The sequence below is a fragment of the Marinospirillum celere genome, from assembly GCF_900112235.1.
Taxonomy (GTDB): Bacteria; Pseudomonadota; Gammaproteobacteria; order Pseudomonadales; family Halomonadaceae; genus Marinospirillum; species Marinospirillum celere.
Map to the genome: position 1 here is coordinate 844,225 of NZ_FOLH01000001.1, position 22,132 is coordinate 866,356.

The following is a 22,132-nucleotide window of genomic DNA, read 5'->3' on the forward strand; positions in this document are numbered from 1 at the left end:
ACATGAAGTGTCTTTCTTAAAAGCTAATGTGACTACTCCGGCATGCGTGATGAGTGGTGCTCAAGAATCTGCCACTCACCCTCCAGCTTCTGATATACAAAGGTAAAACGAACCTGGACCTGCTCATCGGTTGCATGCAGTAAAAAACTATAGAGCCCTGAATGTATGGCTACTTCATCCAAAATACGAATATGCGAAACATCCAGGCGAGCTTCTGGCTGCATTTTTAGAAAGCGTTCGAAATAGGCAGTAACATCTTTCCGGTTTTGGCAAACCTTATTCGACAAGGTGGGTAACAACACTGGCTCGCGAGCGTAGAGGGCAGCAACTTTACGGGGATCACCTGACTGGAGGGCCTGGTTCCATAATTCAAACAGCTCTAATACTTGGCTTTCAGTCATGGTTGGATCATTTTTTGAATAGTAAGTAGCGCAGATGTTAAAGCTAAGCATCCACTGGTGCAATAAATAGCGCCATGGTCTCTACATGTGAGGTCTGCGGAAACATATCCATAATTCCCAAGTGTTTCAAACGATAGCCCTGACTTTGCAAGGTTTTCGTGTCTCTGGCCAGGGTATTAGGGTCACAGGAAACATAAAGCAGCTTATTCGCACCCAAAAGCTGGATTTCTTTGCAAAGGTGATCTGCGCCAGCACGCGGTGGATCAAGCAAAACCAGATCCCAGGGCTGATCAATAAAAGGCTGTTGTTTAAGCGGTTGATTCAAGTCTGCTGCCAAGAAATTCAACTTAGCCGCCAAATGATTTCTTTCAGCATTGTGCTCCCCTCTAGCCACCTGCTCTTGTTGGCCTTCCACTGCCAAGACTTGGGCTGCTTTTTGAGCCAGAGGCAAGCTGAAATTGCCGAAGCCACAAAACAGATCCAAGACCCGTTCATCACCTTTTAGATCCAGCCATTGCATGGCCTGATCCACCATCTGACGATTAATCTCAGGATTAACCTGAACAAAATCACCAACGCTAAACTCCAAGTCCAAGTCTTTAAGGGTGTAGCTAAAAGCAGGTTGACCCGCTTCTTCATCCAAAACAACCCAACCCTGGTCTTCCTGAAAAACCAATTGCAGTTGCTGTTTTTCAGCCCAATTTTTCCAAAGACGCCGATCAACCGGACTCATGCGTGCCCAAGGCCTTAGCAGACGAACAACCAAACCCAGCTGCTGATCGCCCTGAATCAATTCAAGGTGCCCCAGGTGTTTGCGGCCTTCCAGTTTTGGTAAGAACTCATAGAGTAAAGGTAAAAGTGCCTGCAGCTCTGGCATCAGTACCTTGCACTCAGGTGTAGCCGTTACAAATGCGGAATTCTTTTCCCGAAATCCCAAGAGCAAACGGCCATCCTTTCGCCATTTAATACCCAAGCGGGCTTTACGACGATACCCAAAGGGGCTGGCTGTCAGAGGGGCTGCCATGTCTGCTTCCGGGTATTCCAGCAATTCCGCAACCAGTTGCTGCTTAAAAGCCAATTGAGCATCCTGCTGCAGATGTTGAAGCTGACAGCCACCACAACTGACATAGTGAGGGCAGAAGGCTTCCTGGCGCTGAGGTGAGGCTTGCAGGAGTTGGTCTATTACGGCTTCATCGTAGCGGCTCAGCGTCTTACGAACCTTGTAAGTTACCCATTCTCCCGGCAAAGCGCCTTCAATAAACACAGTTTTGCCTTCATTTGTGCGGGCAACACCCCGCCCTTCATGGCTGAGGCGGAGGACCTGTAAGGCATGGGGAAAGTCTTCAGCAAAGGGGTTAGTCGCAGCCTCTGGCTGATATCTTGGCTGCGGCGGCTCCTTCTTGGATTTTGCGGACTGTTTACGGGGCTTGCTGAAAAGGCTGCTCATCGTGAATTACTCGGATCTTCAGGAGGGTGAGGATACTAAGCCCTCCTGAAGAACAGCGCAAATCGATCAGCTTTCCTGAGACGTTGCTTGTTGACGCTTATCTTTATGCAACACAGCCAGAGTAAAGAAAGTTGCCGTTGCAAACATCAGTAGGCTATAGACACTCGGGGCAACCGACATCGCCGAACTCTGCAGAATACCGGTCGTCACCAGCAAGGCCAGGGTGCCATTTTGCAGACCCACCTCAATACTGATCGTCCGCGACTGATCTTCACGATGCAGCAGCCATTTACCAAGCAGATAGCCCAGCAACATGGTACTCAGATTCAAAGCCACTACAGCGGGGCCAGAAATTAGAATGTACTGCCAAAGATCAGCACCCAGGTCGACCGCAATGGTAAAAATTAGCAGTGCCAGCACCAAAACCGAGAAAAAGCTGATTTTAGGCTCAAAACGCTCGGCAAAATAAGACCAGCGCGCACGTGTCGCCATGCCAATCAACACGGGGATGACGGTAATAATCATCAGCTGCAACCAGGTTTTAAAAATAGGCAGCTGAAATTCCGGGTCCACATCACTGAAAAAGTTAATCGACCAGGCTCCCAACAAAGGAATCGTGAAGGGAGTAATGAAGCCAACCATTGCTGTCAGAGAAACAGAAAGCCCAACATCACCCTTGCTCAGAAACGAATAGAGGTTGGAAGTCACGCCACCTGGGCACAGAGAGAGAATGAAGAGACCGATGGCAATTTCGCCTCTTAAACCAAAGAGGTAGATAATCAGCAACGCAATCAATGGCAAAAGCGCCAGCTGGGCAAAGGCACCCAGGAAAAAACCGCGGGGCTGCTGAATGACCCGCTTAAAGTCCACAGGTGAAAGAGTTAGACCGACCCCCCACATAATAAAAATCAAAGCCAAGGGTAAGCCGATTTGAGTCAGGGTTTCAAACATGGGTTGTTGCACTCTTTTGATTGTTTTTCCAGACAATACACATAAATAGGTGAGCGATACAAATCTGGAAGCTCAAATTGATTAACTGGCTGAAACTCTGGCAATGCAAAAAAATGACTGATCAGCCAGCGAGGTTTGTTTTCCAATTGCTGTAATTTGCTGGATAGTTGCTCCATTGTTGGAGATACCAAATAACAAATGAGTAGATTGGCATCGGTTAGATCAGCTTTCAGAAAATTCTTGCGATGCAGGTCAAGGTTTTCAAGGCGCAGCAGTTTTTTTAAGAACACACTGACCAGCCAAGGAAAGAAAGAAAGTTCATACCCCACCACTTGATGCTGAGGAAACTGCCGCGCCAAGGGAATAACCAGGTGGCCCCAGCCTGAACCCAGGTCAATCAGGCACTGGGGCTGCCTTGCATCCAATAGCCGTTTCACTTCGCTGAAAATAGCGGTACGTGCAATCGTATGACTAGGGTGTGGTGACATACCGGTTCGCCAGGTAGTCATCACCACTGATACCAGTACTGTAAAAACCAGTAGAAGCAAAAACAGCAGCCACCCAGACATGCCCAACTCCGGATTACTTCTTCAAGTTTTCAAAGTCTGCGGAGCTATGGCGTTCTTTCAGTTGTTCGCTTTCCTCACCCCAAACGCGGTTTACCTTCCGTCCTCGTTGAGCAGCAGGCCGAGCATCAATAGCCTGAGCCCAACGCAGAACATGGGTGTAATTGTCTGCTTCAAGAAACTCAGCTGCATCATACAAACGTCCCATAACCAGAGCACCATACCAAGGCCAAATAAGCATATCGGCCAGGGTATAGTTCTCGCCAACCATATAAGTATTGTTAGCCAGATGACGATCAAGAACATCCAGCTGGCGTTTTACTTCCATGGTGAAGCGGTTAATCGGATATTCCTGTTTATCGGGTGCGTAGGCGTAGAAATGCCCAAAACCACCGCCTAGCATTGGAGCCGAGCCCATCTGCCAAAAAGCCCAATTCATGCACTCTGTACGCTCATGAGGTTTCTGTGGAAGAAAGTAACCATATTTTTCAGCTAGATAAAAGAGAATGGAACCCGATTCAAATACGCGTTGTGGCGGATCCACACTGTAATCCACCAAAGCCGGTATTTTGGAGTTGGGATTAATTTCCACAAAGCCAGAACTAAACTGTTCCCCTTCGCTTATATCAATCAACCAAGCGTCATATTCAGCCTCCTTGACACCCAGCTCCAGCAGTTCTTCCAGCATCAAGGTAACCTTGACACCATTGGGAGTTGCCAAAGAGTAAAGTTGAAGTGGATGCTCTCCGAGCGGCAACGCCTTATCATGAGTAGCCCCCGCCACAGGACGATTGATATTAGCAAATTTACCGCCATTTCCTGGCTGCCACCGCCAAACTCTGGGTGGTATATAGGATGCACTCATTAATTTCTCCCAAAATAGTTAACTTTTAAACTGAAGATATCTGCTAAAAATGCTTCAGAATTAGCCTGAAGCTATCTGATCCACCAACGCCTGACCCAGCTCCTGAGTTGAAGCTGTACCACCCATATCACGGGTCAAGGCCTTGCCTTCACGAATCACTGCTTCCATGGCTGCCATAATCTGATCATGCATGGTTTGATTACCCAGGTGTTGCATCATCATGGCTGCTGCCCAAACGGTTCCCAGAGGGTTGGCAATATTCTGACCGGCAATATCCGGGGCCGAGCCATGTACAGGTTCAAACATCGAAGGAAATTCCTTTTCAGGATTGATATTCGCTGAAGGCGCTATGGCAATGGTTCCGGTACAGGCCGGACCCAGATCAGAAAGGATATCACCAAACAGATTGGAGCCAACAATCACATCATAATACTCCGGCATCCGCACCAGATTGGCAGTAAAAATATCAATATGAAACTGATCTGTTTTCACTTCGGGGTAATCTTCAGCCATATCTGCAAAACGCTTGTCCCAATAAGGCATGGAATGAAACAAACCATTGGATTTGGTGGCTGAACTCAAATGTTTTTTATCCCGGCTCTGGGCCAGTTCAAAGGCATATCTAAGAATCCGATCCGTTCCCTTGCGGGTAAAAACACTCTGCTGCAAAACCACTTCTTCATCCGTGCCTTCGTACTGGATGCCACCTATGGCAGAGTATTCACCCTCAACATTTTCGCGCACCACATAAAAATCAATATCGCCTGGCTTCTTGTTAGCCAAAGGCGATTGCAAACCTTCAAACAGCCGCACCGGGCGTAGATTGACATACTGATTGAACGCCCGACGAATGGGCAGTAACAAGCCCCAGAGCGAAAGATGATCGGGAACTCCCGGAAAGCCCACAGCGCCCAGAAAAATCGCGTCAAACCCCCTGAGCTGCTCCAGACCATCCACCGGCATCATGCGCCCTGTCTGATGATAGGTCTCACAGGACCAGTCAAAATGAGTAAAACTCAACTTCACCCCAGCTGAAGCTGCCGCTGCTTCCAAAACCCGGATACCCTCGGGAATCACCTCCTTGCCGATACCATCACCGGGAATCACTGCAATCTTGTAACTGGACATTTCACTTCCCCTTTGCGATGAAATTTTGAAGACTTCCCCCTCAAGGTAGCTGATTCGGCTACTTCTGGATAGAATCCCGCCCCTGACTTGGCAATGAAGAGATCCTTGACCTGAAAACCCAGTTTCCCCAACAAACCCGGCCTTTGTTCCGCCTGGCCTGGCCGATCCTGCTATCCAACTGCACTATTCCCCTCTTGGGTTTGGTGGATACCGCTGTGCTTGGGCACCTGCCCGATGGTCGTTATCTGGCGGCAGTCGCTCTGGGTGCTGTGCTTTTTAGTTTTCTCTACTGGGGTTTTGGTTTTCTGCGCATGGGCACCACCGGCCTGGTTGCTCAGGCCTGGGGGCGTGAAGACCGCCTGGCGCTGGGGCGTCTGCTGGTGCAAAGCCTGACTCTGGCCCTGCTGCTGGGGCTGGCACTGCAACTGCTGCGCCCTTTTCTGCCCGGCGTGCTCAGCCTGCTGGATGGTAGCCCTGAAGCCCAGCAGCTGGCGACTGAATATGTTGCGATTCGGCTGTGGAGCGCACCCGCCGTGCTGATGCAGTATGTTGTCCTGGGTGTTGCTATTGGCTTGGGCCGTACTCGGGTTGTTCTTTGGCTGCTGATACTAGGTAACGGTATAAATATCCTGCTGGATCTTTGGTTTGTACTCGGCCTGGGCATGACCAGTCAGGGCGTTGCCCTCGCCACGCTGCTGGCCGAAGTCATCTCAGCCACTGCCGGACTCATCTGGCTGCTAATCACCTGCAAGGCATTAAAAGTCCCTTTAACCCGCCCCGCACCCGATCCGGCAGCCCTGAAAAAGCTCATTCAGGTCAACTCGGATCTTTTTATCCGCACCCTGGCACTGTTACTGGCGCTGGCGTTTTTTACCCGCCAGGGCGCAGCTCAGGGCAATGATGTCCTTGCTGCCAATGCGGTGCTGATGCAACTGGTGATGCTCTCTAGCTATCTTTTGGATGGCTTTGCCCAGGCGGTTGAAGGGCGTTTTGGCAATGCCTTTGCCCGTAGCCACCAGGAAGCCCGCGCCGTTTACCAGGCCGGGTTGTTTCTCTCAGTGGTTACTGCTCTGGTGCTGACCCTGGCCACCTGGCTGGGTGGCAACTGGTTGATACACCGCCTGACCGACCTGGAAGAGATTCGCCTGCTGGCCGCCACCTACTTGCCCTGGTTGTGGCTGATCCTACCGGTTTCCCTCTGGTGTTATCTTTATGACGGGGTTTTCATCGGTGCCACCTGGACAGCCGCGATGCGCAATAGCCTGTTAATTTCCCTTGGAGGCTATCTGCTCGCCTGGTGGCTGTTGCAGGATTATGGCAACCATGGCCTCTGGGCCACCTTTTTAATCTTCAATGCCCTGCGCGGCCTGACTCTGGGCTGGGTGTTTCAGCAGCGCTTTCGGCACACCTCTTGCGACTTGCCTGACTAAACAGCAGTAGAGGCAGCTGCAAGTACTGACAGAGGCTCTGGCGTTACCAGATCAAGAAAAGCAAGACACGTTTGAAGCATCAAAAAAATTAAATCATGTATTGACCATACTGCTTTCGATTTACATGCAAAAGCCTATATACTTACAACCTGATCAAGCGTGTGATACTGATAGAATGACAAAAGGATTAAGCTCTTGTTTTTAAATAAAAAAAACCTCAAAAAACTGGATCAGACCCGCAAGCAACTGGCCGATCGTCAACACCTGATCCGAGCCCTGCAAGACCACAACGCCACCATCTCCTTTCATCCGGATGGCCGCATTATCAGAGCCAACTCGCTGTTTCTGGAAACCATGGGTTATTCGGAAGGTGACCTTAAGGACCAGCATCACCGTATCTTCTGCACCCAGCGCCAGGCACAAAGTCCTGAGTATCTGCAGTTCTGGGAGCAACTGGCAGCCGGCCAGGCGCAGTCAGGCATCTTCGAACGGGTGCGTGCAGACGGTGAAACCCTCTGGCTGGAAGCCAACTACTTTCCGGTGAAGGATGACCAGGGCCGGGTGATTCGCATCTTCAAAATCGCTACTGACATCACCGAACAGCACCACAAGACCCAACGGCAGCAGGCCATTCTGGATGCGCTGGATGCCTCCCAGGCGGTGATTGAGTTCGAGCCAGACGGCACCATCCTCCACGCCAACGCCAACTTCCTCAACACCGTTGGCTACACGCTCGAGGCCATCCAGGGCCAGCACCATCGCATCTTCTGCACTGAAGCCTTTTATCAGGACAACCCCGACTTCTGGCAGCAACTGGCACAGGGGCAGTTCAAAACCGGCTTGTTTGAGCGCCGCAATGCCCGTGGTGAACCCTTGTGGCTGGAAGCCAGCTACAATCCCATTAAAGACAAAAACGGCCAGGTTACGCGGATTGTAAAATTTGCCAGTGATATCACCGCCCGCATCCAGCAAAGTCAGGCTACTGCCGAAGCGGCAGAAATCGCCAGTGCCACCTCAGAGGAAACAGCTCAAATTGCCATCGAAGGCATGAACTCACTGGAACAAGCCATACAAACCTCTTCCGATATTTCCGATCAGGTCAGCCATGCCACCGACCTGATCGAAAATCTCAACACCCAGTCTTCAGACATAGAGCATATCGTCGCCACCATTCGCGCCATTGCCGAGCAGACCAACTTGCTGGCACTCAACGCAGCCATCGAGGCAGCGCGCGCTGGTGAACAGGGTCGCGGCTTTGCTGTGGTGGCCGATGAGGTGCGTCAACTGGCGGCTCGAACCAGCAGCTCCACCAGTGAAATCGAAGACGTGGTGAGCAAAAACCGCCAGATGCTACAGGGGGTCACCGACATCATTCTTCAGGCCCGAAACACAGCGGAAGAAGGCCGCAGCAAAATTGAGCAGGTTGCTGGCATCATGACTGAAATTCAGCGGGGAGCCGAAAATGTCTCACGCACCTCCTCCAGACTCATCAAAAATGATACCAGCACTATATAAGTTAGCTTCACCAGTAGTCGCCACTTGTCAGGTTTCGCCCCAGGCTGTAACTCCATCACAGCCTACAGGCTACCCTCCAGATCAGAATAACGAAGTGAAGCAAGAAACGTGCCTAGATGTTTATTCCATAAATCTTAATCTTCTGCCAGAAAGCCACCCGATTGACGCGCCCAAAGCTGTGCATAGAGGCCACCACTGGCCAACAGCTGTTCGTGGGTGCCGGTTTCCACCACCTGACCTTGATCCATCACCACCAGGCGATCCATCTGGGCAATGGTAGAAAGACGATGTGCAATGGCAATAACCGTCTTACCCTGCATCAGACGATTCAAATTATCCTGAATAGCAGCTTCCACTTCCGAATCCAGGGCTGACGTCGCCTCATCCAGAATCAGGATGGGGGCATCCTTTAACATCACCCGAGCAATGGCAACCCGCTGTCGCTGGCCACCCGAAAGCTTTACCCCCCGCTCACCAACATGAGCATCCAAACCTTTGCGCCCCTTGATATCTTCCAGCTCGGGAATAAAGATGTCGGCCTGCGCCTGACGAGCCGCCTGCCAAACCTCTTCATCCGTTGCACCGGGTTTGCCATAGCGGATATTGTCTCTGACAGAACGGTGCAACAAGGAAGTATCCTGACTGACCATACCGATCGCTGCACGCAGACTGTCCTGCTGCACCTCAGCAATATTCTGACCATCTATCAGAATACGCCCTCCTTCCAGATCATAAAAACGCAGAAGCAAATTGACCAGGGTAGACTTACCCGCACCTGAGCGGCCCACCAGGCCAACCTTTTCACCCGGTTGAATATCCAGGGACAGGTTTTCAATAACACCCGCTTCTTTACCGTAATGAAAGCGAATCTGATCAAAAAGAATCTGGCCTTTTTCAACCTGCAAAGGCTGAGCCTGGGGTGCATCGTCAACCACCTGCGGCTTGGAAATGGTAGCGATGCCATCTTTGACGGTGCCAATGTTTTCAAACAGCGAAGCCACTTCCCACATAATCCATTGAGACATGCCTGACAAACGCAGCACTAGGCCGAGGGCGACAGCCACAGAACCCACACTGATCAGCTCCCCTACCCACAGCCAGATTGAAAGGCCAGCAACAGCCAGCAAAAGCAGCGAGTTGAGCAGATAAAGGCTGGCATTAAATCCGGTGACCAGTCGCATCTGCCGGTGCACAGTCACCAAAAAGTCATCCATCCCTTCACGTGCATAGGTTGATTCACGCTGGGCATGGGAAAAGAGTTTGACCGTCTGGATATTGGTATAGGCATCTACCACCCGCCCCGTCATGATGGAGCGCGCATCGGCCTGCTGCTGAGCCACACGCCCCATCACCGGAACAAAATAACGCATCAATAAAAGGTAGCCAGCCAACCAGATCAACAAGGGTGCCATCAAACGCAGATCAGCCAGCGCAACAATGATTAAAGTACCAATAAAGTAGATCGAGACATAATTGAGCACATCAATCAATTTGATGACACATTCACGCACTGCAAGTGAAGTCTGCATTAGCTTGGTGGCAATACGCCCGGCAAACTCGTCCTGATAAAAAGCCAGCGACTGCTTCAACAGATAGCGGTGAACCATCCAGCGAATACGCATGGGGTAATTACCCATCAACACCTGAAAGCTCAATAGGGAATGCATAAGTACCATCAACGGCAGACCCAAAATCACCAAAGCCATGCCGAAGAGTTTCCAGCCTTCTGTTGCCAGAAAAGACTCCCGATCCTGCACGGACAGCCAATTCACCACATCACCGAGAAAACTGAACAGCCAGACTTCAATTAACGCCACACTCGCCATCAGCACAGCGGTCATAGCAATCCAAGGCCAAGAGCCTCGCGTGAAATACAAACAAAAAGCTAGCAGCGACGAAGGTGGCTCCTGAGGCTCTTCAGAGGGAAAAGGATTCAGACGGGATTCAAACCAGCGCAACATGAACGGCATCCTGCTCAAGGAAAGAAGAAAGCCAAAAGCTTAACATAAAATTTTGACTGGTCAGTCTAAAAAATCACAACATCATCAATGGCCTTTACGCCGTTCTCATCACTTTGCATAAAGATCACTCATCGATTAAAAACTAAGCTAAGCTTTAATAGGAAAAAGGATTCCTTATGATCTCACTCTTAAGCCGCCAGCTCTTCGTAGTCTGTTTTTTCTTATGCCTTAGTTTTTCCACACACGCACAAAAACTGAAGATCGCCCAGGAACATACGGACTTATCGCCTTTTAACTTACTCATACAAGTCCTTGAAAAAGCCTTGGCCCAGCATACAGAAAATGCACACCTCTACTGGGTCGATTCCAGCGACCTCGTCCAGGCACGCGCTCTAACGAGGCTAGAAAGCTGTGATGCACCCTTTGACATCTATTTCAGTGGGTACGACGCCAATCGAGAAGAGCGCCTTCTACAAGTTGAAGTTCCACTAACCCTGGGCCTGCTCGGCGCAAGGGGCTTCGTCACCACAAAAACACAACAGCAAACACTGCAAGCAACACATCCACAAGAATGGATCATTGGTTCAGGGCTGGGCTGGCCTGATACCGCTATCATGCTTAGTGAAGGCTACCAGGTATCTCAGGCTCCTTATGAAAACCTCTGGAAGATGCTGGAAACGGAAAGAATTCAGGTGTTTCAACGTGGCCTGCAAGAGGCACAGCTGGAAATTGCACAACTGGGTGATCAATTTGTTTTAATCGAACGGACGGTCATGCTTTACCCACTCGCCTCCTTTTTATATGTATCACCCTGCCGCCCCGACCTTCATCGCCTACTGGAAGAAACGCTCATTAAAAGCCATCAAAGTGGGCAAACTCAGGCAACAATCCGCTCAGACCCACAGGCTGCATATGCCCTCTCACTATTAAGTGACCCTAACGTCGAGCACCTAATACTCAGTAACCCCTTAGTAAGCGATCCGTTTATCGCTTTGGCACAAAACTATTTTCTAAAAGAAATACGCGCACTACTCTGGCCGGAAAAGGATTTCAATAACTAGCTGCTTTTGATCACTTTCAAGCTATTTTGTGCCTTTACAATCATTTTCACTGACTTTTTACCGATTTTCTTTATTTAGCTGCAAGGGCAGAGGTCAGCTCAAACTCATCCTGGTCTGATATGCGCAATTTCTTTAAGATCCTGACCCTGAAGCTCAAAGGCTTTTCCAAAGCCGGTAACATAGCTGGCTTTTTGGGGTTGTAGTTGGATCAAGTGAAAGTCTTGGAGTTGTTTGAGCAGAGCCAAGGTGTCGCCTAGGTGTTCCTGCATTTGATTTAGGATGTCTTCAGTTAGAGTGCTATTGCGATCCAGAGGCTGGGTTAGCACTTGTAACGTGGCACGTTTGCAGGCAAAAAGGTTGCGGGGCTGACTTTCGGTTAAGAGCAGGCTAGCGTGGGGGTTTTGCAGTAGGTTGCGGGTATGGCTGGCCAGTTCAGAGACAAAGATGTAAAAGCTGCCCTGGTGGTAAAAGCAGGGCGCATAACTGGCTTCCGGCAAGCCTTCAGGGCTGGTGGTGGCAAGCATGCAAGCCCGGCCAGCCTGAATAAAGGCCAGGTAGTCAGCTTTTACGGTTTCCAGGTCCGGTTGTTGTGTCATGGTTTGGGTTGCTGTCTCTCTGGTCCTTCATTGGCAATGTCCTGCAAGGCCTTGACCAGAGCTTGCGATTCCTGGGCACCGGAAATCAAATAGCGTTCATTAATTACAAAAGCAGGTACAGAGCTGATACCGGCTTGCTGCCAGCGGGCTTCTTCATCGCGAACCGCTTGCACATAGTCATCCGAAGCCAAGAGGTCTTTGGCCTTCTGACCATCCAAGCCTATTGCTTCCACCCGGGCGGCCAGTACATCTGGGTTGGTGATATCGGCATCTTCTCCAAAATAGGCCTCAAATAGGGTTTGCTTCATAGCTGTTTGCTTGCCTTGTTCGCCCGCCCATTTAACCAGACGGTGGCAATCAAAGGTGTTGCGGGTATGCCTGTGCTGAAGTGCTGAAAAATTCAGACCCAGACCTTCAGCAATCTCTTGCATTTGACCTTGAATTTGCTCCATCTCTTCGACAGAGCGGCCATATTTGCGGCTGAGCGCTTGTAGAATCGGTTCACCATCTGCATTTGGATCAGGGTTTAATTCAAAAGCATGCCACTGCACATCAAAGGTCATAGCCTCCTTCAACTCTTGCATGGCTTCCTCCAGCCGCGCATAACCTATAGCGCACCAGGGGCAGGCAATATCCGAGACAATGTCAATTTTTACAGCGTGCATAGAACCCCTCCAAACACCAGTAGTACAAATAAAAGCCAGCCCTTACAGGCTGGCTTGAGATGCTGGCTAAAGCCTTCTACCTTAAATCGACCAGCATTCTGGCCGGTTGTTCCAGGTAGCTTTTCCAGATGTTGCAGAAACGCGCCATGGTCGCGCCATCAATCACCCGGTGATCACCTGACCAGCTGATGTTCATCAGTTGACGGGCAACCACTTCACCCTGGGCATTGAAGCGCGGCAGTTCCTGGATCCGCCCTAAAGCGACGATAGCGACTTCCGGCTTGTTGATGATCGGGGTTGCTACTGTGCCCCCAATCACACCAATGTTAGAAATACTGATACTGCCGCCTTTCATGCTGTCTGGAGGCAGTTTGCCCTGGCGGGCGGCATCGGTGAGTTGGTTAATCTCAGCCGTAATTTCTTTCAGGCTTTTATTCTGCACCTGCTTAACGTTCGGCACCAGAAGTCCCAGGGGTGTATCGGCAGCCATGCCGACATTCACATCCGCCAGATAGGTGATTTCCGTACAGTCAGCATTAACGCGACTGTTCAAAACCGGGTATTCCTGGACGGCCAGAGCAATGGCTTTCATCATAAAGGGCATCAGGCTTAGGCGCAGTCCCTCCCGTTCAAAGTCGGGTTTAAGTTGTTTGCGCAGAGCTTCCAATTCGGTGACATCCACTTCTTCGGCATAAGTGAAGTGAGGAATCGTGGAATAGGCATCCTGCATCTGGCGTGCCATGGCCGCTTTAACACCCTTGATGGGCTCACTGCGATCCTGGCCGCTGGCCGCTGGCTGTTGACTGGCAAGCGTTTGCTGACCCTGCTGATAGGGCAGCAGATCTTCTTTGAGGACCCGCCCTTCTTTACCACTGCCCTGTACCTGGCTTAAATCCAGGTCCAGCTCACGGGCCATACGACGTACAGCGGGTGTTGCCAAAGCCTTGTCGCTTGTCCGGGGACTGGCTGCTTTAGTCGAGTCAGCCGTGGCTTGCTTGCTGACTTCAGGTTGAGCGGCCTGAGCTGGTGCCTTTTGGGGCTCTTCTGACTGTTGTTGTTCAGCTTCTGCCGTGTCCTGATCCACATCAATTTCAAACAGTGGCTGGCCAACCTTGGCAATTTCCCCTTTTTTCCAATAGTGGCGCGTCACCTTGCCAGTGTGCATGGCGGTAATTTCAACCAGCGCCTTGTCGGTCATCACATCAGCGACTGGCTGATCTTCCTGAACACTTTCACCTTCCTGGATATGCCATTCAACCAGCTCACACTCAACGATGCCTTCCCCGATATCCGGCAAAATAAAATCAATTTTCATGGTCTTCTCCCTTAATAATTCATGCTGGCATGAATGGCATCCAGCGTGCGCCATTCATTGGGCAGGTATTCATTTTGCAGCGCCAGGGGAAAGGGTGTATCCCACCCCGTAACGCGCATAATGGGAGATTCCAGATAAAGGAAGCAGACTTCCTGCAGACTGGCCGCGATTTCAGCTCCAAAACCGCTGGTCTTGGGAGCTTCATGATTGATGATCAAGCGTCCGGTTTTTTTAACCGAGGCCGCCAGGGTGTCTCTATCCCAGGGCAGCAGACAGCGCAGGTCAATCACTTCACAGGAAATACCTTCTTCAGCCGCCAGATCAGCCGCTTTTTCAATGGCTTGCATCTGGGCACCCCAGGCTACCAGGGTAATATCCGTGCCTTCACGCAGAATTTCGGCCTGGCCCAGTGGCAACTCATAGTCTTCCTCAGGCACAGGGCCAGTAGAAGCGCGATAGAGTTTTTTCGGCTCGAAAAAGAGCACGGGGTCGGGATCACGAATCGAAGCCAGTAAAAGCCCCTTAGCTTGTTCCGGGTTACGGGGAATGACCACCTTAAGACCTGGCGTATGAGTAAAGTAGGCTTCCGGTGATTGGGAATGATAAAGCCCGCCATGAATGCCGCCACCATAGGGCGCGCGGATGGTCAGGCTGCCAACATTAAATTCATTACCCGAGCGATAACGATACTTGGCCGTTTCGTTCACAATTTGATCAAACGCCGGAAAGATATAATCGGCAAATTGAATCTCGGCAACCGGCACCTGCCCCTGCACCGCCAGGCCATTGGCAAAGCCAATAATGCCCTGTTCCGTCAAGGGTGTATTAAAGCAACGGCTTTTTCCGTATTTTTCCTGCAAATGACTGGTGGCACGAAACACCCCGCCAAAAGCACCCACATCCTCACCAAAGCAGAGCACCCGTTCATCGGCCTGCATGGCCATATCCAGCGCTTCATTCACCGCTTGCAATAGGTTTTTATCACTCATGATTTCAACCTCCCTGCTGTGGTGGGATAAATATCTGCATACTTCCTAATATGAACCTTGGCTTCCTCCAACTGCTCCTCCAGGTGCCAGGGCAGCTCCTTGTAAACATCAGTAAACATATCTTCCAGCGGAGACTTGGGTATTTTTTCGGCACGCTTCATGGCTTCGACAACGGCTTGACGATGCTCAGCCTGACGTGCTTCATCCTCCTCTTCCGTCCACCAGCCCTGATGAATCAACCATTGCCGAAAACGTGCAACAGGATCTTTTTTACGCCACTTGTCTTCCTCGTTGCGACTGCGGTAACCACTAGGATCATCCGAGCTGGAGTGCGCGCCCAGGCGATAGGTCATAGATTCAATCAATACCGGTTGGTTATCTTCAACCGCCATCTTGCGCGCCAGGCGCGTGGCTTCATAAACCGCTAAAGCATCATTGCCATCCACGCGCAGGGTTTTCAGGCCATAGCCTGGGCCGCGTCCGGCCACACCATCACCGGCCAATTGTTCGTGCACAGGGGTGGAAATGGCATAGCCATTATTCCGACAGAAAAAAATCACCGGCACCCGCAGCACACCGGCCATGTTCAAGGCGGCGTGAAAATCACCTTCCGAAGCAGCCCCTTCACCGAAATAGCAGATCACACAGTTTTTCTTGCCCTGTTGCTTAAAGCCATAGGCATAGCCAGTTGCCTGGGGAATCTGGGTGGCCAGTGGAGAGGAAATAGTCAGGTAATTAAGTTCGTGACTGCCATAGTGAATAGGCATCTGGCGGCCCTTCCCCAGATCCTTTTCATTGGAAAAAATCTGGTTCATGAACTGATCGACCGTAAAACCACGAAAAGCCAAGGCTCCCTGTTCACGGTACTGGGCCATAATCAAATCATCGGGATCCAGGGCAGCAGTACTGCAGATATCCGAGGCTTCTTCACCCGTTTCCGTCATATAAAAACTAATTCGGCCCTGCCGCTGAGAAGCAAGCATACGTTCATCCAATGCACGGATAAACAAGAAGGTATCGTGAATTTTCAGGGCCAACTCTTTGGACAGGGGCGGTGCTTTGGCACCGGAATAAAGTTTGCCATCCTGTCGTAAGAGGGCAAAGGTAGGTAAAACCGAGGTTTGCGGGTCCAGATACGCAGGCTGGTGAATCAGCTCCACGTCAAAACTACGCAGATCACTCATAAGCAGGTTTCCTTAATTTTGTTGTTGTTCAGCCTCTGGCAACTTGTGGTCGCCGGGCGAGTTGCACTGCCTGGAAGATCATCCCAGCCAGACACCTGTAATGCTTACTGCGTATTTGAGATTAGCAGTAAATTTCCTTGGCTGGCAACTTCTTGTCTGGATGCAGGATGCTAAGAAAATCGCTAAGATAGCGGGATTGCGATTTTATTTTTTCAACTTTGATCAAAAGACTAGACCAACCCATGCCCACACAACGCAAAATTCTGGTGACCAGCGCCCTTCCTTATGCCAATGGCCCCATCCACCTCGGCCATCTGCTGGAATACATTCAAACCGATATCTGGACCCGCTTTCAGAACAGCCGTGGCAATCAGTGCACCTATGTCTGTGCTGATGATGCCCACGGCACCGCCATCATGTTGCGTGCCGAACAGGAAGGCATTACCTCCCAGCAGTTGATCGACCGGGTGCGTACCGAGCACCATCAGGACTTCCAGGGTTTTCATGTTCATTTTGATAACTACTATTCCACGCATTCTGACGAAAATCGCTACTTTTCAGAGCTGATCTACACGCGTTTACGTGATAAAGGCCATATTGCCACCCGCGAAATCGAGCAGATGTATGACCCTGAAAAGGGCCTTTTTCTGGCCGACCGCTTTATCAAGGGCACCTGCCCCAAGTGCAAGGCGGAAGACCAGTACGGCGATAACTGTGAAAAGTGTGGTGCCACCTATACCCCCGCCGAGTTAATTGATCCCCGCTCGGCCATTTCCGGGGCCACGCCGGTGATGAAAACCTCGGAGCACTACTTCTTCAAACTACAGGATTTTGCTGACTTCCTGCAGAATTGGACGCAAACCGGTCGTCTTCAGGAACAAATTGCCAACAAGCTCAAGGAATGGCTGGAAGCTGGTCTACAGGAATGGGACATTTCCCGTGATGCCCCCTATTTCGGCTTTGAAATCCCTGACGCCCCCGGCAAGTATTTTTATGTCTGGCTGGACGCTCCCATTGGCTATCTGGCCAGCTTCAAGAACCTCTGCGACCAGCGTGATGATCTGAACTTTGATGACTACTGGAAGCCAGGCTCGGAAAACGAGGTCTACCACTTTATCGGTAAGGATATCGTCAACTTCCACGCCCTCTTCTGGCCGGCCATGCTCTCCGGGGCAGATTTCCGCACCCCGAATAGCGTTTATTGCCACGGCTTTCTGACCGTCAATGGTGCCAAGATGTCCAAGTCACGCGGCACCTTTATCAAGGCCAGCACCTATCTGGATCATCTGAATCCCGAATACCTGCGCTACTACTTTGCCGCCAAGCTGACCAGCCGTGTCGATGATCTGGACTTGAATCTGGAAGACTTTGTGTTCCGGGTGAATTCCGATCTGGTCGGCAAACTGGTCAATATTGCCAGCCGTTGTGCCGGTTTCGTTAAAAAAGCCGGTGGCACCCTGAGCGAGATGAAAGAACCTGAGCTTTACCAGCGCTTTGTTGAGGCCGGTGATGCCATCGCTGCTGATTATGAGCGCCGTGAATATGGCCGCGCCGTGCGTCAAATTATGGATCTGGCCGATGAGGCCAATACCTGGATCAACGATCAGGCCCCCTGGGTTCTGGCCAAGGAAGAGGGCAAGGAGGCCGAAGTTCAGGCCATCTGCTCAACCGGCATCAACCTCTTCCGTGTACTGATGACTTATTTAGCACCGGTTCTCCCCGAAATGGCCGGTAAAACCCTGGACTTCCTGAAAATTGACAACCTGGATTGGGAAGCGCGCAGCCAGCCACTGGTCAATCATGAAATTGCCAAGTTCAAACCCATGATCAATCGCGTTGATAACGACAAGATTGAAGCCTTGTTGGACGCCAGCCGCGAAGATGCCAAAAAAGAAATGGCGCTGAAAGAAGCCAGCGTCAGCAGCAACCCAGGCGGTGAACCTGCTGCTGATGCCAACAGCCCCTTGCAGGCGGAGCCGCTGGCGGACGAAATCACTTTTGATGACTTCATTAAGGTCGACCTGCGGGTTGCTCGTATCATTAAGTGCGAACACGTTGAAAAAGCCAACAAGCTGCTAAAATTAACTTTAGATCTGGGCGGCGAAACCCGTACTGTGTTCTCTGGCATCAAAAAGGCCTATCAGCCCGAAGACCTGGAAGGCAAGCTGACCGTCATGGTCGCCAACCTGGCGCCGCGCAAAATGAAATTTGGCCTGTCGGAAGGCATGGTACTGGCTGCCGGTGATGATGATGGCATCTACCTACTGGAACCGCATTCCGGCGCCCAACCTGGCATGAGAGTGGTGTAAGCATGAGCAGAGTCCGTATTGAAAAAGATAGCCTGGGTGAACTGGAAGTTCCCGCTGAAGCCCTTTGGGGCGCTCAGACCCAGCGTGCCATCAACAACTTTCCGATCAGCGGCCAACCCCTGCCGGAAACCTTCATACGGGCTCTGTTACTGATCAAGATTGCAGCGGCAAAAACCAATGCCGAGCTGGGCATCCTCACCCGTGAACAGGCCGAAGCTATCGAAATCGCGGCTGATGAGCTTCTGGGTGCGGAAGACCTGATGCGCCACTTCCCGGTGGACGTGTTTCAGACGGGTTCAGGCACCAGCAGCAATATGAACGCCAATGAAGTTCTGGCTCACCTGGCCAGCAACACTCTGGGCGAAAGCATCAGCGCCAATGATCAGGTGAATGCCAGCCAGAGCAGCAATGATGTTATTCCCACGGCCATTCACGTCAGTGCGGCCATCAGCCTACAAGAAGAACTTCTGCCTGCCCTCTTCCATCTGGAAAAGGTCTGCATGGACAAGGCCGCCAGCCTGGCGGATCAGGTAAAAACCGGGCGTACCCACCTAATGGATGCCATGCCGGTTACTTTTAAACAAACCCTGGAAGGCTGGGCCGCGCAAATTCGGGCCAATATCCAGCGCCTGGTCAGCCTGCAAGCCCAAATCCAGGAGGTTGCACAAGGTGGCACTGCAGTAGGCACCGGTGTTAACGCGCCAGCTGACTTCGCTAAAATTTTTAGCCGCCATCTCAGTGAGCAAACAGGCATCAATTTTGTGCCAGGCGACAACCTTTTTGCCCTGATCAGCACTCAGGATACTGCGGTCAGCCTTTCCGGTCAGTTAAAGACCACCGCCGTCAGCCTGATGAAAATCGCCAATGATTTACGCTGGATGAACTCCGGCCCCCTGGCAGGCCTGGGTGAAATCGAACTGGAAGCCCTGCAGCCTGGCTCATCGATCATGCCAGGCAAGGTCAACCCGGTGATTCCCGAAGCCGTAGCCATGGTGGCAGCCCAGGTAATGGGCAAGGATACGACCATTACCATCGCCGGCCAGTCTGGCAATTTTGAATTGAATGTGATGCTGCCGCTGGTTGCCAGCAACCTGCTCGACAGTCTGCAACTGCTAACCTCGGCTAGTTACCTGCTGGCTGACAAGGCCATAACCAGCTTTAGCGTTCGCGAAGAGCGTATTCAGGAAGCCTTGAACCGCAACCCCATCCTGGTTACTGCCCTGAACCCGATAATAGGCTATGCCCGCGCCGCAGAGATTGCCAAAAAAGCCTACCAGGAAGGACGCCCGATTCTGGATGTAGCTGAGGAACAAACCGATATTTCCCGTGAAGAGCTGGAGCGGCTACTTGATCCAGAAAAACTGACACGTGGTGGCGTTTAACGCTCAACAACCACCCAGGTAGACCATAGGGGGTAGCCGCTGACGTCCAGCCCCATTTCTCGCAGCCATTCAGCTGTTTTCAGATTGGACTGATGCAGTAACCAATACCTTTTTGGGTAGGGCACAAAATCCATTTGGCGCAGTTCACTGAAGGTTATTTCAACTTCTTCTTCATCAAAATAAGCATCCAAGCGCTCTTGAAGGGCTTGTACCTTAGTGGCTTCCGCTTCCAGACGATAAACATCAGACGCTAAATAACTCAGGGCTTTCAAAGAAGAGACCTGCTCAAACTTCCACCCTACCAAGGCCAGAAGCCGTTGGCCAGAAAAGCACTGGAAGGGCTCTATACCCCTGATCGCGTCCTTCAACATACCAGCTCCAGTCACCATAACTGTAACGGACATAGCCGCCTGGAGTTGCACGCGGCAAGAGCAGACTGCTGTGAGTACCAAAATCCAATAACAAAATAAAGACAGGATTTTCCAGGGAATCGGGTTGGCTAATTTTTCCCGTACAGCCACTTGAAGCCAGTAGGACTAAGAGCAGTACTGTGGTTAAAGGTATACTTTTTGTTTTAACAAGAGAGCTCATTTTCATCCCAATTGCTTGTACTTCTTAACAGGATAAAAAAATAAAGCGTGGGATTCTATGAATTTTAGATATAAAAAAACCCACCAGAAGGTGGGTTTTTCGTCAAGCTGGATTACAAGTTATTAGATAACTTGAATCTTAGCAGCTTGCTTGCCTTTAGGGCCAGTAGTCACTTCAAAAGACACACGCTGGTTTTCAGCCAGTGACTTGAAGCCATCAGATTGAATCTCGGAGAAGTGAGCAAACAGATCGTCGCCACCGTTCTCAGGAGTGATGAAGCCAAAGCCTTTAGTGTCGTTGAACCACTTAACTGTACCAGTTTCCATATCGATAATACCTTTCAATAATTTAATAATCAGAACTTTTAGAAATGAATTCCCAAGCTCAATAATGCGGGAATCAAGCTAGGTCTAACAAAGGACTGATCTTACCGATAGGACTCGATTACAGAACTGTCTAAACGCTGACTTGCTACCTACGAAACGAAGAATGCGCCTTTTCTGAACAAGAGTCAAGCTATTTATTTCATTATCTTTCAAAAGCTTCACCCCGCCCCTGCCGGTTTGGGAACCGCCCAGGCTGGTGGGCGATGGTAACGCTTCACCACCGAGGTTAAAGCCATAAAGGCCAACAGGGATGCCAAGACCTGAGAAGGCGTTAAAAGCGCGAGAGCCAAAATCAAAATACCCAGGTCACCGATCAGTAAGGTAATGCTGGCATGCCAGTTAAAACGTCTTTCCAGGTAAACAGCAAGAATATTGAGACCACCCAGGGATGCCTGGTGCCTAAACAGTAAAATCAGACCAAAGCCAACCAACAAGCCGCCCAGTGCCGATGCCAACAAAGGATGAATGGTCAACACCATAAAGCGACTCATCAATTCTGAAAGCAGTGACAAGAGCGCAATAGCAAAGAAGGTGCGCAGGGTGAAACCTGGCCCCAGGGTCCACCAAGCCAGAAGGTAAAAAGGCAAGTTCAGTAAAAAGAAAAGCTGACCAAAACTGAGATTGGTTACCTGAATGAGCACCAAGCCCAGGCCTGCAGTGCCACTGATAAGCAAATGCGAAGCCTGCAGCAGGTGAATGCCCAGAGCGACCAATAAACAGCCTTCCACAATGGAAAGCCAACGATGTGTGGTTTTCATAGCAATCTACTTCCTGCTCAGTTACTTGTGGTAAACAGCAGAGTTAACAACCGCCACCTCTTTTGAAAGCAGCGATATCATCTTAAATGTAAGAAGTATACCTTATTTATTTCTATGTAAACCCATAAAAACAGATGATAAATGCACAAAAATAGCTCAACACATCATTTGCTTGCTCTATTTTGACGCTGGTAGCGGGTTAAGAGTCGATCCAACTGGTTAGAAAATTCACGTCGGTCAGCCTGACTCAAAGCCGCGGGTCCACCAGTATGCACACCACTGGAGCGCATAGTATCCATGAAATCACGCATATTCAGACGTGCCTTGATGGTATCCAGAGTGTAGAGCTCCCCCCGTGCGTTCAAAGCCAACCCCCCTTTATCAATCACCTCCGATGCCAGAGGAATATCACTGGTAATCACCAAGTCACCCGCTTCTACCCGCTTTACGATTTCATCATCAGCAACATCAAACCCTGAAAGAACCTGAATTGCTGATATCCACTCAGATTTCGGCACTTTCATGGGTTGATTCGCCACCAAGATCACTGGCAGCTTCACCCTTTCCGCAGCTTTAAAAAGAATTTCCCGAATTACAACCGGGCAGGCGTCTGCATCAACCCAAATTTTCAT

22 protein-coding genes are annotated in these 22,132 nt (G+C 50.6%); 5 read left to right on the plus strand and 17 right to left on the minus strand.

Features of this window, described 5'->3' with window-relative positions; translation table 11 throughout:
- Window positions 1–32: 32 nt before the first annotated feature.
- From BM185_RS04000 to BM185_RS04025, 6 genes are all read right to left on the minus strand, one after another.
- Window positions 33–401, minus strand: coding sequence for an SgcJ/EcaC family oxidoreductase (locus tag BM185_RS04000; protein ID WP_091959936.1), 369 nt, complete (start codon window positions 399–401; stop codon window positions 33–35).
- Window positions 402–444: 43 nt separating this feature from the next.
- Window positions 445–1,848: a 23S rRNA (uracil(1939)-C(5))-methyltransferase RlmD gene (gene rlmD, locus BM185_RS04005; RefSeq protein ID WP_091959558.1), complete on the minus strand. Its 1,404-nt coding sequence runs from the start codon at window positions 1,846–1,848 to the stop codon at window positions 445–447.
- A 66-nt stretch (window positions 1,849–1,914) separates the two neighbouring features.
- Window positions 1,915–2,799: a bile acid:sodium symporter family protein gene (locus BM185_RS04010; RefSeq protein ID WP_091959561.1), complete on the minus strand. Its 885-nt coding sequence runs from the start codon at window positions 2,797–2,799 to the stop codon at window positions 1,915–1,917.
- On the minus strand, window positions 2,784–3,368 hold the full coding sequence (locus BM185_RS04015) for a class I SAM-dependent methyltransferase (RefSeq protein WP_091959564.1): 585 nt from the start codon (window positions 3,366–3,368) through the stop codon (window positions 2,784–2,786). Before BM185_RS04015 ends, BM185_RS04010 begins: the two co-directional genes overlap by 16 nt.
- A gap of 13 nt (window positions 3,369–3,381) precedes the next feature.
- A complete protein-coding gene (gene yghU, locus BM185_RS04020; protein ID WP_091959567.1) occupies window positions 3,382–4,230 on the minus strand; it encodes a glutathione-dependent disulfide-bond oxidoreductase in 849 nt (282 codons plus the stop codon).
- A gap of 60 nt (window positions 4,231–4,290) precedes the next feature.
- A complete protein-coding gene (locus BM185_RS04025; protein WP_091959570.1) occupies window positions 4,291–5,358 on the minus strand; it encodes a tartrate dehydrogenase in 1,068 nt (355 codons plus the stop codon).
- Window positions 5,359–5,501: 143 nt separating this feature from the next.
- Between BM185_RS04025 and BM185_RS04030 the strand changes: the two genes are divergently transcribed.
- Together BM185_RS04030 and BM185_RS14925 are read left to right on the plus strand one after the other, a co-directional pair.
- Window positions 5,502–6,788 (plus strand): MATE family efflux transporter, encoded by a 1,287-nt coding sequence (locus BM185_RS04030; protein ID WP_091959572.1) that lies wholly within the window; start codon window positions 5,502–5,504, stop codon window positions 6,786–6,788.
- A 195-nt stretch (window positions 6,789–6,983) separates the two neighbouring features.
- Entirely contained in the window at window positions 6,984–8,303 is a 1,320-nt protein-coding gene (locus BM185_RS14925) for a methyl-accepting chemotaxis protein (RefSeq protein WP_218149369.1), read from the plus strand.
- Window positions 8,304–8,437: 134 nt separating this feature from the next.
- Here the strand turns inward: BM185_RS14925 and BM185_RS04040 are convergent, their stop codons facing one another.
- A complete protein-coding gene (locus BM185_RS04040; protein WP_091959576.1) occupies window positions 8,438–10,264 on the minus strand; it encodes an ABC transporter ATP-binding protein in 1,827 nt (608 codons plus the stop codon).
- Window positions 10,265–10,440: 176 nt separating this feature from the next.
- On the opposite strand from BM185_RS04040, the gene BM185_RS04045 reads away from it, so the two are divergent.
- Complete coding sequence (locus tag BM185_RS04045) at window positions 10,441–11,325, plus strand: hypothetical protein (RefSeq protein ID WP_091959579.1); 885 nt, start codon at window positions 10,441–10,443, stop codon at window positions 11,323–11,325.
- Between the two features lie 104 nt (window positions 11,326–11,429).
- Here the strand turns inward: BM185_RS04045 and BM185_RS04050 are convergent, their stop codons facing one another.
- From BM185_RS04050 to BM185_RS04070, 5 genes are all read right to left on the minus strand, one after another.
- Entirely contained in the window at window positions 11,430–11,921 is a 492-nt protein-coding gene (locus tag BM185_RS04050) for a HugZ family pyridoxamine 5'-phosphate oxidase (protein ID WP_091959582.1), read from the minus strand.
- Window positions 11,918–12,586 carry a DsbA family oxidoreductase gene (locus tag BM185_RS04055; RefSeq protein ID WP_091959585.1) on the minus strand — a complete coding sequence of 223 codons (669 nt, stop codon included), beginning with the start codon at window positions 12,584–12,586 and terminating at the stop codon, window positions 11,918–11,920. Before BM185_RS04055 ends, BM185_RS04050 begins: the two co-directional genes overlap by 4 nt.
- A 76-nt stretch (window positions 12,587–12,662) precedes the next feature.
- On the minus strand, window positions 12,663–13,901 hold the full coding sequence (locus BM185_RS04060) for a 2-oxo acid dehydrogenase subunit E2 (RefSeq protein WP_091959588.1): 1,239 nt from the start codon (window positions 13,899–13,901) through the stop codon (window positions 12,663–12,665).
- Window positions 13,902–13,912: 11 nt separating this feature from the next.
- The gene (locus tag BM185_RS04065) at window positions 13,913–14,890 is read right to left on the minus strand and encodes an alpha-ketoacid dehydrogenase subunit beta (RefSeq protein ID WP_091959590.1); all 978 of its coding nucleotides are present in this window, start codon (window positions 14,888–14,890) and stop codon (window positions 13,913–13,915) included.
- Complete coding sequence (locus BM185_RS04070; RefSeq protein WP_091959593.1) at window positions 14,887–16,074, minus strand: thiamine pyrophosphate-dependent dehydrogenase E1 component subunit alpha; 1,188 nt, start codon at window positions 16,072–16,074, stop codon at window positions 14,887–14,889. Before BM185_RS04070 ends, BM185_RS04065 begins: the two co-directional genes overlap by 4 nt.
- A gap of 242 nt (window positions 16,075–16,316) precedes the next feature.
- On the opposite strand from BM185_RS04070, the gene metG reads away from it, so the two are divergent.
- Both metG and BM185_RS04080 read left to right on the plus strand, forming a co-directional pair.
- Window positions 16,317–18,383 (plus strand): methionine--tRNA ligase, encoded by a 2,067-nt coding sequence (gene metG / locus BM185_RS04075; protein WP_091959595.1) that lies wholly within the window; start codon window positions 16,317–16,319, stop codon window positions 18,381–18,383.
- A gap of 2 nt (window positions 18,384–18,385) precedes the next feature.
- Window positions 18,386–19,765, plus strand: a complete 1,380-nt coding sequence (locus BM185_RS04080; protein ID WP_091959598.1) for a class II fumarate hydratase — start codon at window positions 18,386–18,388, stop codon at window positions 19,763–19,765.
- Here BM185_RS04080 and BM185_RS04085 read toward each other — a convergent pair.
- The 5 genes from BM185_RS04085 to BM185_RS04100 form a co-directional block, all read right to left on the minus strand.
- On the minus strand, window positions 19,762–20,037 hold the full coding sequence (locus tag BM185_RS04085) for a hypothetical protein (protein ID WP_143089477.1): 276 nt from the start codon (window positions 20,035–20,037) through the stop codon (window positions 19,762–19,764). The two genes, BM185_RS04080 and BM185_RS04085, sit on opposite strands and share 4 nt — an antisense overlap.
- Window positions 20,038–20,050: 13 nt before the next feature.
- Entirely contained in the window at window positions 20,051–20,356 is a 306-nt protein-coding gene (locus BM185_RS14590) for a hypothetical protein (protein WP_143089478.1), read from the minus strand.
- Window positions 20,357–20,478: 122 nt separating this feature from the next.
- The gene (locus BM185_RS04090; RefSeq protein ID WP_091959603.1) at window positions 20,479–20,682 is read right to left on the minus strand and encodes a cold-shock protein; all 204 of its coding nucleotides are present in this window, start codon (window positions 20,680–20,682) and stop codon (window positions 20,479–20,481) included.
- 218 nt (window positions 20,683–20,900) lie between these two features.
- Entirely contained in the window at window positions 20,901–21,500 is a 600-nt protein-coding gene (locus BM185_RS04095) for a DUF6198 family protein (RefSeq protein ID WP_091959606.1), read from the minus strand.
- A 164-nt stretch (window positions 21,501–21,664) separates the two neighbouring features.
- On the minus strand, window positions 21,665–22,132 hold the full coding sequence (locus tag BM185_RS04100) for a YaiI/YqxD family protein (protein WP_091959609.1): 468 nt from the start codon (window positions 22,130–22,132) through the stop codon (window positions 21,665–21,667).

Excerpts from the sequence above, each read along its gene's own strand:
- BM185_RS04060 (WP_091959588.1), bottom strand. The coding sequence starts at position 13,901 with ATGAAAATTGATTTTATTTTGCCGGATATCGGGGAAGGCATCGTTGAG.
- BM185_RS04095 (WP_091959606.1), bottom strand. The coding sequence starts at position 21,500 with ATGAAAACCACACATCGTTGGCTTTCCATTGTGGAAGGCTGTTTATTG.
- yghU (WP_091959567.1), bottom strand. The coding sequence starts at position 4,230 with ATGAGTGCATCCTATATACCACCCAGAGTTTGGCGGTGGCAGCCAGGA.
- BM185_RS04040 (WP_091959576.1), bottom strand. The coding sequence starts at position 10,264 with ATGTTGCGCTGGTTTGAATCCCGTCTGAATCCTTTTCCCTCTGAAGAG.
- BM185_RS04000 (WP_091959936.1), bottom strand. The coding sequence starts at position 401 with ATGACTGAAAGCCAAGTATTAGAGCTGTTTGAATTATGGAACCAGGCC.
- BM185_RS04070 (WP_091959593.1), bottom strand. The coding sequence starts at position 16,074 with ATGAGTGATCTGCGTAGTTTTGACGTGGAGCTGATTCACCAGCCTGCG.
- BM185_RS14590 (WP_143089478.1), bottom strand. The coding sequence starts at position 20,356 with ATGAGCTCTCTTGTTAAAACAAAAAGTATACCTTTAACCACAGTACTG.
- rlmD (WP_091959558.1), bottom strand. The coding sequence starts at position 1,848 with ATGAGCAGCCTTTTCAGCAAGCCCCGTAAACAGTCCGCAAAATCCAAG.
- BM185_RS04025 (WP_091959570.1), bottom strand. The coding sequence starts at position 5,358 with ATGTCCAGTTACAAGATTGCAGTGATTCCCGGTGATGGTATCGGCAAG.
- BM185_RS04050 (WP_091959582.1), bottom strand. The coding sequence starts at position 11,921 with ATGACACAACAACCGGACCTGGAAACCGTAAAAGCTGACTACCTGGCC.
- metG (WP_091959595.1), top strand. The coding sequence starts at position 16,317 with ATGCCCACACAACGCAAAATTCTGGTGACCAGCGCCCTTCCTTATGCC.
- BM185_RS04010 (WP_091959561.1), bottom strand. The coding sequence starts at position 2,799 with ATGTTTGAAACCCTGACTCAAATCGGCTTACCCTTGGCTTTGATTTTT.
- BM185_RS04090 (WP_091959603.1), bottom strand. The coding sequence starts at position 20,682 with ATGGAAACTGGTACAGTTAAGTGGTTCAACGACACTAAAGGCTTTGGC.
- BM185_RS04065 (WP_091959590.1), bottom strand. The coding sequence starts at position 14,890 with ATGAGTGATAAAAACCTATTGCAAGCGGTGAATGAAGCGCTGGATATG.
- BM185_RS04100 (WP_091959609.1), bottom strand. The coding sequence starts at position 22,132 with ATGAAAATTTGGGTTGATGCAGACGCCTGCCCGGTTGTAATTCGGGAA.
- BM185_RS04080 (WP_091959598.1), top strand. The coding sequence starts at position 18,386 with ATGAGCAGAGTCCGTATTGAAAAAGATAGCCTGGGTGAACTGGAAGTT.
- BM185_RS04045 (WP_091959579.1), top strand. The coding sequence starts at position 10,441 with ATGATCTCACTCTTAAGCCGCCAGCTCTTCGTAGTCTGTTTTTTCTTA.
- BM185_RS04055 (WP_091959585.1), bottom strand. The coding sequence starts at position 12,586 with ATGCACGCTGTAAAAATTGACATTGTCTCGGATATTGCCTGCCCCTGG.
- BM185_RS04015 (WP_091959564.1), bottom strand. The coding sequence starts at position 3,368 with ATGTCTGGGTGGCTGCTGTTTTTGCTTCTACTGGTTTTTACAGTACTG.